Source organism: Romboutsia lituseburensis DSM 797 (assembly GCF_900103615.1).
In the GTDB taxonomy this organism is placed as follows: Bacteria; Bacillota; Clostridia; order Peptostreptococcales; family Peptostreptococcaceae; genus Romboutsia_F; species Romboutsia_F lituseburensis.
On the sequence record NZ_FNGW01000003.1, the window covers coordinates 301,324 to 313,625 of the forward strand.

At 25.0% G+C, this 12,302-nt stretch carries 13 protein-coding genes; 12 read left to right on the plus strand and 1 reads right to left on the minus strand.

The window, feature by feature from the left end; translation table 11 throughout:
- Positions 1-21: 21 nt before the first annotated feature.
- Positions 22-717, minus strand: a complete 696-nt coding sequence (locus tag BLP75_RS07250) for an N-acetylmuramoyl-L-alanine amidase family protein (RefSeq protein ID WP_092724985.1) — start codon at positions 715-717, stop codon at positions 22-24.
- A gap of 213 nt (positions 718-930) precedes the next feature.
- Here BLP75_RS07250 and BLP75_RS07255 point away from each other — a divergent pair, with 213 nt between their 5' ends.
- The 12 genes from BLP75_RS07255 (at position 931) to BLP75_RS07300 (ending at position 12,212) form a co-directional block, all read left to right on the plus strand.
- Positions 931-1,191 carry a Mor transcription activator family protein gene (locus BLP75_RS07255; protein ID WP_092724986.1) on the plus strand — a complete coding sequence of 87 codons (261 nt, stop codon included), beginning with the start codon at positions 931-933 and terminating at the stop codon, positions 1,189-1,191.
- 333 nt (positions 1,192-1,524) lie between these two features.
- Complete coding sequence (locus BLP75_RS18125) at positions 1,525-1,698, plus strand: hypothetical protein (protein ID WP_170139115.1); 174 nt, start codon at positions 1,525-1,527, stop codon at positions 1,696-1,698.
- A gap of 229 nt (positions 1,699-1,927) precedes the next feature.
- Positions 1,928-3,853 (plus strand): hypothetical protein, encoded by a 1,926-nt coding sequence (locus BLP75_RS07260; RefSeq protein ID WP_092724987.1) that lies wholly within the window; start codon positions 1,928-1,930, stop codon positions 3,851-3,853.
- Positions 3,854-3,895: 42 nt separating this feature from the next.
- Positions 3,896-4,519 (plus strand): hypothetical protein, encoded by a 624-nt coding sequence (locus BLP75_RS07265; protein WP_092724988.1) that lies wholly within the window; start codon positions 3,896-3,898, stop codon positions 4,517-4,519.
- A gap of 156 nt (positions 4,520-4,675) precedes the next feature.
- Positions 4,676-4,930: a hypothetical protein gene (locus BLP75_RS07270; RefSeq protein WP_092724989.1), complete on the plus strand. Its 255-nt coding sequence runs from the start codon at positions 4,676-4,678 to the stop codon at positions 4,928-4,930.
- Between the two features lie 85 nt (positions 4,931-5,015).
- Positions 5,016-5,387, plus strand: coding sequence for an HNH endonuclease (locus tag BLP75_RS07275; RefSeq protein WP_207645425.1), 372 nt, complete (start codon positions 5,016-5,018; stop codon positions 5,385-5,387).
- A 9-nt stretch (positions 5,388-5,396) separates the two neighbouring features.
- The gene (locus tag BLP75_RS07280) at positions 5,397-6,602 is read left to right on the plus strand and encodes a hypothetical protein (RefSeq protein ID WP_092724991.1); all 1,206 of its coding nucleotides are present in this window, start codon (positions 5,397-5,399) and stop codon (positions 6,600-6,602) included.
- Between the two features lie 451 nt (positions 6,603-7,053).
- Entirely contained in the window at positions 7,054-7,599 is a 546-nt protein-coding gene (locus BLP75_RS07285) for a DUF5986 family protein (RefSeq protein WP_092724992.1), read from the plus strand.
- A 358-nt stretch (positions 7,600-7,957) separates the two neighbouring features.
- On the plus strand, positions 7,958-8,215 hold the full coding sequence (locus tag BLP75_RS18370; RefSeq protein WP_242872400.1) for a phospholipase D-like domain-containing protein: 258 nt from the start codon (positions 7,958-7,960) through the stop codon (positions 8,213-8,215).
- Positions 8,216-8,271: 56 nt separating this feature from the next.
- The gene (locus tag BLP75_RS18375; RefSeq protein ID WP_242872401.1) at positions 8,272-8,481 is read left to right on the plus strand and encodes a DEAD/DEAH box helicase family protein; all 210 of its coding nucleotides are present in this window, start codon (positions 8,272-8,274) and stop codon (positions 8,479-8,481) included.
- A 100-nt stretch (positions 8,482-8,581) separates the two neighbouring features.
- On the plus strand, positions 8,582-10,945 hold the full coding sequence (locus tag BLP75_RS07295) for an AAA family ATPase (protein ID WP_242872402.1): 2,364 nt from the start codon (positions 8,582-8,584) through the stop codon (positions 10,943-10,945).
- 4 nt (positions 10,946-10,949) lie between these two features.
- Positions 10,950-12,212 carry an McrC family protein gene (locus BLP75_RS07300; RefSeq protein WP_092724993.1) on the plus strand — a complete coding sequence of 421 codons (1,263 nt, stop codon included), beginning with the start codon at positions 10,950-10,952 and terminating at the stop codon, positions 12,210-12,212.
- Positions 12,213-12,302: the final 90 nt, after the last annotated feature.

Below are 12,302 nucleotides of genomic sequence, written 5' to 3' on the forward strand. Positions count from 1 at the left end.
ATAAAAGTTTTTGAAAAAGCTTTATAAAATATAAGTATCTTTAAATCCCTTTGAAATAGCTTCATTTTTACACTTAATAGCGTTAGATTTATCTTTAAATGCGCCTATACATACCCTGTAAAAATCAGTACTGTTTGTTTTATCAACTATAAAGTTATTATTTGAATTTTCATCAACAACTGATTTATTTACAAATGACAGTAAGCTTGATGATATGCTATTTGCTATATCTTTTATATATTGATTAGAGCTTAAAGAAGTTTCAACGTCTTTATTAGATATAAAGTCTATTTCTATTAAAAGTGCAGGCATTTTAGTTTTTCTAAGTACTGAAAATTCTTTTGATATTTTAACACCACGATTAGGGGTATTGATTTTATTTGATAGATTTGAGCATATGTTTTTAGATAATGTGTATGCTTTGCTATTTTCACTATAGACCCATACTTCACATCCTTTAGCAGATTTATTAGTTGAAGAGTTCATGTGTAGGCTTACAAAGTAGTCACAGCTATTGTTGTTGGCTTTAGTACTTCTATAATCTAGTGAGTAGTATGTGTCACTTTCACGTGTTGTAATTACTTTTTCATTAGATTTTTCTAGGTTATTTTTAACTATCATTCCTATTTGTAATACTGCATCACTTTCTTTTGTATTTTTAAAGCCTAATGCTCCAGTGTCTTTCCCACCATGTCCAAAGTCTAAGTACCATTTCATTGTTTATTCCTCCTTAAGTTTTTAATGATTTGTGATTACATTTTAGGGTTAAAAATTTAAAGAAATATATTAAAATAGTTTATAAACTATAGTTTTTATAAAAAGAAAATATATCATATTTTGATGAATTTAAATGTTGAAATAAGAAGGATTAATAAGCACTATAAACGTATTTATTATATAGATATTTAGAATTAAATATGGAGGTACTTTATGTTAGAGTATTTAACTAAAGAAGATCTGCCAGAATCATTAGGTGATATTATAGATACTATTGGTATTGAAAATGTGAAAGAATTGATAAAGTTAGCTGGTGGAGGAAATGTTTATATACCTAGTGAAAATAGTGTTATTAAGTCGTTTAGAAATAAATTGATTAAGGAAAACTTTGATGGAAATTACAAAGACTTGGCGAGAAGGTTTGGTATAACTGAAATGCAAGTTAGAAATATTATTAATTATAAAAAAGCTTAATATATGTTATAAGAAAAGTTGAAGTGTGAAGATGTTATTCATGCTTCAACTTTTTTAGTTGCAAAAAATAGAATAATTTATAACTAAAATAGTTTTAAAGTTCATAACTAATTTCTTTTTTACATCCATAATTTATTTGTGGAAGTAAAGTTAATAAATTTGATCTGAAAATCAAGCTCATTAAAATATAAACTAGAACTTTTAATCAATATATTTTAACTATAGAGTATATATAGATGATATAATAATATTTATGTAAATATGATAAATTGAAATATTATAAAATAAAAAGGGGAAAATTTAAAAAATGTCAAATTTTTATTTTTTAGATAGATGGTCGAATCTAAAAAACTAGGAATGCAAGCAGAAACATATATAGTCACAGATCAAAATGCTTCCATGCTAAAGATTAGAATACTAGGGGAACAATTAATAGATTTAGTATTAGTAGCTTTAAAAATAGAAATAGATAGATTTTCAACTCAAGATGATAAAATAAAAAACTAAGAACAGTAAATATCAATCCATACCAGATTGGTTTAATATAGTGAGACTTCATGGTAATAAAGCAATGCATGAAGCTATGGATGATAAAGATAATTATGCAAAAAGCATTTAATGGAAAATTATAAGAAAATATTGTAAAATAATATGAGAGTAGAAAGTTCTACTCTCTTTATAGTTAATGGAAATACTAATACATTAAAAGTAATATTTATACATAAAGGGGAGAGACATGGAGCGAATTAAATTTTATTCTAAGTATGACCTTACAAGTAGTACTAGTATAAACAATATTATTAAATTTATTAACCACTTTAGAAGTGAAATAGAAGAATATAATATCAATGATATATTAGAATATTTTAATATTATTAAGTTTAGCAAAGATGATGAATTTAAAGAGATAATTATAAATGAAACAAATAAAGAATTTGATAAAGTATTAAAAATAATAGGAAAAAGAATTGGAAAATTTATTGGAGAAAATAAAGAGAGTTTTTTAAGTTTGTACAGAGATGTATACTTTGAATATAAAGAAGATTTCTTTGAATTAATAGAGCAATATAGCATTTATAACAATATTAATGATTTAGATTTTAAAGACTTATTAAAAAACACTGATGTCCATTGTTATATAATACTCAAATATAGAAAAATAGTAGATAAATTTGATAAAATTATATGTGAAACCATGCTAGAAGATAGTAAATGTGCGGAGATTTTAATTAATAAATATATGTACGAAGAATATCAAGACAGAGATAAAATGTATTTACCAAAATCTTTATCTCAAGAGTTTAAAGAAAAAATATTACTTAATTATATAGAGTCTGAAAATGTAAATCCTAGATACATTGAAAGGATAATAGATTTTCCGAATAATAGTGATTTTAAAATAGTAGATAAAATTAGATTAAAGTCTAAGCGTAGATATGAAAAAGAATCTAAAAAGATATTTGAAAGCAGTGTATGTAGAACTATATCGGTAAATATAGTATATGATAAAAATCAAGAGGAATCTGTTATATATACATACAGTGGAGATTCATCAAAATGTAGTATAAGTACTAAATGGATTGAAGAAAATTTAGATTATAATACATTATTAAATAATTTTATTTATATATTTAACTTTTTTGATAATCAAATGAGGTTAACATTAGTAAGTAAAATAAGTGAAATTAGTGCTTTAGAAAGGCACCTTGTACTTGATGACTTAAACTACTTATATAAACAATCTTTTGAATTTAATAGAAAAAATATGATGTCTACATCTCAAATTTATAGTTATGTGCAAGTTTTAGAAAGATATAAGATAAGACTAGAAGAAGTTATAGAATGGTTCTTTAAAGATTATTTATTACAGGAATTTGGAATTGATAATTATGTTGTAAAAATGCCAACAAGTAGCTCATCTTATTTTGAAAAGTGTAGAGCGATATTACCTGAAATGGATAGAATACTAAAACAATATATGCTTTATGTAGAGGATGGAGAAATAGACCAAGAGTTACTTCAAATGTCTTCAGCTCAGAACAAAGTATTTGAAAATTGTATGAGTATAGTTGGTAATAAATATGTATATCCAAATTCTAAAGTATTTACTATAGCTTCAAATTTATTATTTTCAGATCAAAGTATGATTAGTTATTTGCCTAACTTAGAGGAAAATTATAATGAGTTTTATAGATTAATTATGATGGTAAAAGTTAAGCTTTCAGATTTCAAGGAATATCAAATTAGAAATATAGAGTGGCTTATAGAAAATAATTTTATATGTGAGGATACAGACGGATACTTACAATTTGTAAATACAAATAAAATTGCTATATTTTTAGACTTATATAAAAATGGAGTAATAAGTTACTGGAATTATAATAAGGTATTAAGGTGTGAAATTGATATATTGATTAATGAAAATGTGCTTAAATTTGATAATAAATTCTTTACTAATGATGAACAAGATTATTTTAACTATCATCTAAACAAATCAAAGTTTAGTAATTCATTAGATCTTCGTAATAGTTATTTACATGGAACTCAGACTAATGATGAGAAATTACATGAAACTAATTATTTGATATTTTTGAAGTTAGTAATAATCATTATTGTAAAGATAAATGATGATTTATGCATTAAGGAAATTGCAACTAAGTAATGAAAAATAATATATATAGTAGTATTAATAAGGAGATAAAGAGTGAAACATACATTCAAAAAAATATTTACAGCATTAATGATTTTTATATTAGGATACATATGTGGTAAAATAGATTTTAGTTCGATTTTTAAAGCTCTTACATCAAGCTTATCGGAATTAGAAGTCGTAGAAGTTATCGGATTTACTTCATCAATCATATCTTTAGTTTTATTTATAGCTTATATAGCAGGTAGAAGCTTTATGATAAAACAAATGAAGGTTATAATTTCAGAATCTATTAATGTATCATATAATAATAAAGAACAAAACCTAAGGGTAGTAGAAGAGTATAATTTAGGAGATAATAATAGTGAAGAGGTTTACTTATCTTCTTCAGAAGTTATTCGATGGATAAAAGTATATGAATATAGATACAATGAGGAAAAATGTATATACGAAAAAGGTGATCTACTGATAAGACATGAGTTGTTGAAAAATGGACTTGCTATAAAGTTTAACACTTATTTACCATGTGGTATACCTAAATATTTGTTAGAGTATCAAAGGTTTGACTTTATATTAGGAGAAATATTATTAGCGGAAAATGGTAAAAATGATATATTAGAAGAACAGCTTTCTATAAAGCATACAATTAAAAGTATAATATATTACTTAGTTAAATAAATTCAAATGATTTATTTAATTTATTTATACAAAAAAGTCAATGAAAATTTATAAGAAAATATTATAAAGTAATAAGGGAGTAGAAAATTCTACTCTCTTTAAATTATAAAGAATACTAAAATATTTTTATAGTATAAAATTTGGAGGGAGCTTAATATGAAAAATCCAGATAAGTTATTTAAAGAATTTACTAAATATATAGAATTAAAAGGTGTAAATCCACAAAAGAAATTTACAGTTGATGAAATAGGACAAATACTTGATGAATGCAGAAAAAATGGATCAGTAGATATAAGAAATAGCAATAGCTATAATTATGCTATAACAGGTATGTTTGCTAATCAAAACGGTAGAAATTACTTTGATTTTATAGATAAATCAATATCAACGAAAATTAACAGATATAGCTAATAACCCTAATAGGGACAATCGTGAATGGAAAAAAAGATATTCACAAGAGGAACTTTATATAAATAAAAAATATATCTACTCAAATGTGAATTTATCTAAATTAAACAAGAGATATGAGGAAGGAAGACAAATATTAGTAGAAAACCATAGAAAAAGAGAAAGGGACCAACAACTTATAAAGGATGCTAAGGAGTTGTTTTATGAGCATCATAATAGTATGTTTTGTGAAATTTGTGGTTTTGATTTTGAAGAGGTATATGGAGAGTTAGGAAGAGGGTTTATAGAAGGTCATCATATAAAACCAGTCAGTAAAATGAAAGATGGAGATGAAACTAAGATTGAAGATATTATGATGGTGTGTTCGAATTGTCATAGTATTATACATAGAAATATAGATATTGACTTAGTAGATATAAAGAAGATATTTAAAGAAGAGATAAAATCAGATAATAACTAAGGAGGATCTATGTTACATTTACCATTAAGAGCCGTAAAGTATATACGTAATGAATTTGAAAAGAATCTATATAAATATTCTACTGAAACTTATAATATTAATGAGTTTGAAAAAGTAGTTATATTGGAAGATAGTTTAGCTTTATATATAGGAATACAAAAAGAAGACTTTTGTGTTTGTGAAAATGTAAAAGAAAAATATGGGTGGACTAAAGATTGTGAATTTATGGATATGCCAGAAAAAGGTAAAGATTATTATATTTTATTTATAGAGGAGTTAACCTACAATGCTTTAGGATTTAAATATAATCATAGCGGTTTTATTCGTGACATGGAATCATTTACAGGAATAAGTTATCTTGATTTAGATGTTACTTATACAAAATTTAAAGGATATTCTAGAACATATTGGTGTCAAGAGGAGAAAACACTTGTTGAAAAAATAAATGAATTAGTTCCAAAAGCTAAATTGAAAGAGAGATATAAATCATGGGAAGGTATAAAGTATAATTTCATAGTACTAGAAATAGAAGATGTGAATGGAAATATAGAATATGGAGTTGCTTACACTACTCAAAATCCTCATACTTATATAAATTCAAGATGTAAAAAAATTCTAAAACAAGGGACTTATAATAGCATTGGGGATATTCGCCAAGGTAATTTGAAATTAAAAAAAGCATTTGAGTCATGGAAAGGGAAAACTAGAAAATATAGATTAGAAAATCATTTTAGGTATTTTTACTTAAGCAAGCATTTTAGAGAAAAAGATAATGTATGGAGGTATGCTGATAAGATACTGGAAAATGCCTACAAAGATGAATATACACATAAAGAAAAAAGTACATATCTAAAACCTATTAATAAGTGGATTTCAGAAGAGTTGGTATATAATTTAACTAAAAAACTATACAAAGACTATAATGTTATTTATCAGCATAGACCGTTCTTTTTAAAAGGTCCTACTGGAGGTCAAATGTCTTATGATGTATTTATATCAGGGTTAAATATAGCTATAGAATATCAAGGTAAGCAACACTTTGAGGCTGTAGAATTTTTTGGTGGAGAAGAAGGCTATAGAAAAAATGTAGAAAGAGATAAATTAAAAAAACAATTAAGTGATAAATATGGAATTAAACTTGTATATATAAATTATTGGGAAGAGATAAATTTAAAACTTATTGATGAAAAAATTAGTAATAGAAAATGTAATTAGATAGTTACTTAGAATATATGTAGAGTAATATTGTAATATTAAGAATAGAACAATTAAGAGATGTGGCTAAGTTTAGTATCATACATGTTTTTATAATAAACACATATACTAGGCGTTTATTGTTAGGAATAATTATAATATCTATAGCTGTTATGTGTACAATGTGTATAGTTATGCGTGATTCAAAATAAGAATATAAAGGAGCTAGAAATGTATTTAACTTTGTCATAATATACATATCTATTTTGATAACCAACTCTGAGATTAAAGAATTTATTATAAATATTAATGATATAAAAGATATATCATTTTAGAAAGGCATAGAAATCAATAGAATTAGAAGCGTTTTGGATAATACTTACAACATTGGTTAAAGTTAGATGTACAAGTAACATATTTACCTCAATCTTAATATAATAAATATACTAAAATTAATAGGGGGGGCTAAAATATGGATAAAATGCAACTTGACATACAGCGTATAACAAAAAGTGTAAAAAAAGTATATGATAAAGATATGATAGAATTTCATAAACATTATAATTTAACGACTAGAAATGGTGACCCAGGTATGAGGTGGGATTTTATAAATACTAATATAGAAGAACGTTTTAAAGAGGAGATTTATAAAACATTATTAGTTAAAAGGGGGTATTGGAACCAGATAGTTATATATAATATCCATGATAAAAGATTATATTTTGTTATGAGAGAAAATAGATATAAAGATGTTAAAAAAGATAAGAAAAGAAAAAAATTACATTTAATACAGATATTGGGGTCAGTAAATGAAAAAGATAAAAGTGAGGCCTCTATAATTCTTAAACAAAAGCTACCAGAGTATGTTTCTAAAGCTAAGGAATATGTATTAATAACTTATGAGTATAATGAAAATAATGGTAAGTGTGATTTTATAGGTAGAAAAATAACATCTAAATTTAAATGTAATTATAAGAAAGAATGGAATAGTGATTTGGATTTAGAAAAAGCAAATTAAATATAATTAAATTCTTTCAAAATTTGAAGTATTATTATAAATGGAAACCTAAAATAGATATAGCGTAGAATAATAAGATATGTATAAAAAATATTATGCTAATTAATTTAGATTTTATTAAGTTAGATTTAACTATAGAATAAGTTTATATACTCATAAGTAAGCTATCTTCCAAGAGGCTATAATTTTTTTCAGAAATACCTAAAAATTTAGACGCAGATCTTTTATTTAAATTATTTTCTAACCTACATCTAATGAGCTCTCTAAAAGTTTTAGGGGGCTTTTCTAATACCTAAAAATAATATAAAATCTTAATAGGAGTAAAATATTTTTACTTAAAAACCCAAGGAGAAAGTAAATGATAAATTCAAATAAATTAATAACAAACACACAAAACCAAAACCTGCTAAACGAACTACAAAAAAGCTTAAAGGAATGTAAATCATTCTATTTCAGCGTAGCATTCATAAACTTTAGCGGATTACAACTACTACTAGACACACTAAAAGAACTACAAGGAAAGTGCGTACCAGGTAAAATAATAACATCAACCTACCTAAACTTTACAGATCCAAAAGCACTAGATAAAATAAGAAGATTTTATAAAGCAACTTAAAAGTATAAACAAAACTAACAACCTTATATTTGAAAATCTAAAAACAATAACACCAAATGATAGATGAAGCTCACCATCCTGCTAGCAATACATATTTAAGTGTGCTTAATTATTTTACACCTGAGTTTACACTAGGTATGACAGCTACTCCAGAGCGTAGTGATAACAACAATATATTTGATTTATTTGACAACAATGTAGCCCTAGAAGTTATTTATTTAATAAATTTACTTATGTACAATGACAATAAAAAGAAAATATTATAATCATTATTAGCATTTGAAATCAGAGATATAGAAATTTAATATTTGATGATATAATTATACTTAAAGAAGATTAACAAATAACTATAGAGGAGATATTGTAATGGAGGACATAGACTACAAAATATGGGGAGATTTTTATCAAGAGTTTGCAAATAAAATACTACAATATAAAAATAATAGAAAAGATTTAATTACAATTATTAGAAAGGTTTATGACAATATTAATATTAAATTACCAACACTTGAAAAAGAGAATAATATTGTAGACATAGATCCTTTTACTGTTTTTGGATTGTTTAATAAAGGCATAAAAGATGAAAATAGAACTATTATTATAACTGAATTTGCAAAGCTTCTAAATATAAATTTAGAAGTGCCAACTGATTTTTCGGGTATACCTTTACTTAATAATATGTCTTCAACTTTTTATAAATTTGAGGGATATAGAAAAGAAGATGATATTGATAACTTATGGAAAGTATTTGAATATGCAATCAAATATGATGAAAATCAAAATGACGAAGATGAATTAAATTTAATTAATTACTATGATAAAACAATAGCACAAAAGGGTGTAAAATGGAAATTAAGTATGGGATTATTTTGGATAAGGCCTTATAGATATATTAATCTTGATGAACAAAACAGAACATTTATTTGTAATGAGAAAAATAATTTAAATACAGTAAAATCAATATTTCCAAATATTGAAAAGGGACATGTTCCAAATGGTAAGCAGTATATAGATATATCAAATGAGTGTAAAAGGCTTGTTGAGAGTGGTAATTATAAGTTTAAGAATTTTATTGAGATGTCTCATTGTTCTTGGTCTAATAAATCAAATAATCTACCAGAAGATTATATTGTAGATACAAAAGAGGGGGATGATGCAAAAGTGAGTAGTAGAAATAATCAGATATCAAAAAATACAATATTATATGGTCCTCCAGGTACAGGAAAGACTTATAATGTTTGCAACAAAGCTTTAGAGATAATAGACCATGAAAAATACAAAGATATCATAAATAATCCTTCAAAGAGAGATGAAGTAGTGAAAGAATTTAACAAGCTAAAAGAAGATGGACTTATTGGATTTTGCACATTCCATCAATCATATTCATACGAAGACTTTGTAGAAGGTCTAAGAAGTAATGGTAGCGGAGGATTTGAGCCTAAGGATGGTATATTTAAACAAATATGTGAAAGTACATCAGTAAAAGCTCAAACAGAACTACCAAAATATGAATTTGACCAAAATCAAATATCAGTACACAAAATGTCTTTAGGGGATACTAGCAGCAAAGAAGATAACATATATGAATACTGTATAAAAAACAATTGTATATCTCTAGGATGGGGAGAAAATATAGATTACTCAAATTGTAATGATAGAGAATCTATAAAGCAAATATTTAAAGAAAACTTTCCAGAATCTAGTGACAATAGTTTTGATATAAATGCTATAAATAGATTTAAACATATAATCCAAGAAGGTGATTTAGTAATAATATCACAAGGAAACCACAAAGCAAGAGCTATAGGTAAAATTACAGGGGATTATTACTACGATTCTAATACAGAAATTAGATATAATCATTTTAGAAAAGTAGAATGGCTTTATAACGGAGAAGCAATAGATGTAAAAAGAATACTAAAGGATAAAGTATTTTCTCAACAATCAATATATACATTCTACAATGAAGATTTAAAGTTTGATAATATAAAAGAGCTTATATCAGAAAAGCCCATAGAAAATAAAGCTAAAAATTACGTGCTTATAATAGATGAAATAAATAGAGGTAATATATCTAAAATATTTGGAGAGCTTATAACGCTTATAGAAGAAGACAAAAGAATCGGTGAGAGAAATGAATTAAAAGTAAGTCTTCCATATTCAAATGAATCTTTTGGTGTGCCAAATAATTTATACATAATAGGAACGATGAATACAGCGGATAGATCAATAGCACTACTTGATACTGCACTTAGAAGAAGATTTGATTTTGAAGAGTATATGCCTAATGAAGAATTACTTTCAAAAGATGTAGAAGGAGTAAATGTGTCTAAGTTATTAAAAACTATAAATGATAGAATTGAGTTTTTACTTGATAGAGATCATACAATAGGACATACATATTTTATAAAAGATAATTTAACTTTTGAAGACCTTGTATCTATTATGAAAAATAAGATTATTCCTCTACTTCAAGAGTATTTCTATGATGATTTTGAAAAAATAGAAATGGTTTTAGGTGGTAGCGGTAAGGCTTTTAATAATAATTACTTACTAAATAAAACAACTATCAAGGCAAGTAGTTTATTTAAAACCAATCAAACTTTTATGTATCCAGACCAAGTTAAATATAGTGTGGTAGAAAATCCTAGTAGAGAAGCTTTCATAAGAATATATGATGATATAAAAGATGAAGCTTTAGATAATACAACTACATTAGATGGAGAATAGTTTTATGAGGCATATAACTATTTATGAGTGTTATGATAAGCTTAAAATTACAAATGGAGGATCTAATAGATCCATAAGTGTTAAAGAAGCTGATGAGTTAAATCGATACATAGAAAGACAAAAGCTAGATAATAGAAATATTATATGGTCAAGAGATGATGTAATATTTATAAATTATGTTGGATTTATAAAGTTATCTACGGTATCCATAGAAATATTACCTAAAGTAAATATAAATAGCAGTGATCATGAAGGTAGTAGAAAATCATTACTTAATATGTTAAGCAAAAGTGGGATAATAAATTTTAATTATTCAAATTTAGGAATGTTAAGTGTGTATAAAATGGATTTAAATGAAATACTAGCACTAATATTTGCTAAAACTCTTCAAAGTCAATTAATAAGAGGACCGTACTTAGAATATATTAATGTAGAAGAAAATAGCAAGGCTCTAAAGGGAAGTTTATTAGTTAAAGAACATATTAAAAATATATCTAGATGTAGTAGTGATGTATTTTGCAAGTTTGAAGAATTTTCTATAGATAATACATTAAATCAGATATTTAACACTTGTATAAGAAAGACTATAAAAAATGTAAAAAACTCGGAAACTTTAAAGATTCTAAGTCATATAAATGTTATATTTTCTGAAGTATCATATATTGATATAAATAATAAGAAATTATTAGCTTATAAGTTTAGTAGGCTAAATTCTAGATTTGAGCCAAGTTTATTATTAGCTAAGATGCTTTTAAATGGATATTCATCTATTGGAAATAAAGGTGATGATAAGTCTTTTGCTATATTATTTGAAATGAATGATGTTTATGAAAGATATATAACTAATTTGCTTAGGCTAAATTTAGATAAATACGAAGTTCATTCTCAGCATAATAAGTATAAACTACTTAAGAATGAAAAAACTGATAGAGATATATTTTTACTTCAGCCAGATATCGTTATAGAGGTTGAAGGTAAGGAAAAGTTAATTATAGACACTAAATGGAAAAAGATTGATGGAAGTTTAAATAGGCATGGTGTAAAGAGAGATGATTTTTATCAGATGTATGCTTATTTAACTAGATATGAAGATGTGAAAAGTGCTATTTTGTTATATCCTAGTAGCAGTGATAGTAGTAGTGAGTATTTAGAGTCTTGGTATCTAGAGCATAATAAGAATAAAAAGATAAGGGTATATGCAGTAAGTCTTTATGATGAAGTAAAGACATTAGAGACTCTTAAGGATATAGTTGAAAATAATATTTAAAACCGTGAGTTAGCAGAAGGTATAGGTATTAATATTTAAATGTAATTTTACATAAAGTAGATAATAAGTAAATGATAAAAAGATAGTTGA

Bases quoted from the DNA above. Each gene is read 5' to 3' on its own strand.
- BLP75_RS07285 (WP_092724992.1), top strand. From the start codon at position 7,054: ATGGATAAAATGCAACTTGACATACAGCGTATAACAAAAAGTGTAAAA.
- BLP75_RS07270 (WP_092724989.1), top strand. From the start codon at position 4,676: ATGAAAAATCCAGATAAGTTATTTAAAGAATTTACTAAATATATAGAA.
- BLP75_RS18375 (WP_242872401.1), top strand. From the start codon at position 8,272: ATGATAGATGAAGCTCACCATCCTGCTAGCAATACATATTTAAGTGTG.
- BLP75_RS18370 (WP_242872400.1), top strand. From the start codon at position 7,958: ATGATAAATTCAAATAAATTAATAACAAACACACAAAACCAAAACCTG.
- BLP75_RS07260 (WP_092724987.1), top strand. From the start codon at position 1,928: ATGGAGCGAATTAAATTTTATTCTAAGTATGACCTTACAAGTAGTACT.
- BLP75_RS07280 (WP_092724991.1), top strand. From the start codon at position 5,397: ATGTTACATTTACCATTAAGAGCCGTAAAGTATATACGTAATGAATTT.
- BLP75_RS07300 (WP_092724993.1), top strand. From the start codon at position 10,950: ATGAGGCATATAACTATTTATGAGTGTTATGATAAGCTTAAAATTACA.
- BLP75_RS07295 (WP_242872402.1), top strand. From the start codon at position 8,582: ATGGAGGACATAGACTACAAAATATGGGGAGATTTTTATCAAGAGTTT.
- BLP75_RS07255 (WP_092724986.1), top strand. From the start codon at position 931: ATGTTAGAGTATTTAACTAAAGAAGATCTGCCAGAATCATTAGGTGAT.
- BLP75_RS07250 (WP_092724985.1), bottom strand. From the start codon at position 717: ATGAAATGGTACTTAGACTTTGGACATGGTGGGAAAGACACTGGAGCA.
- BLP75_RS18125 (WP_170139115.1), top strand. From the start codon at position 1,525: ATGGTCGAATCTAAAAAACTAGGAATGCAAGCAGAAACATATATAGTC.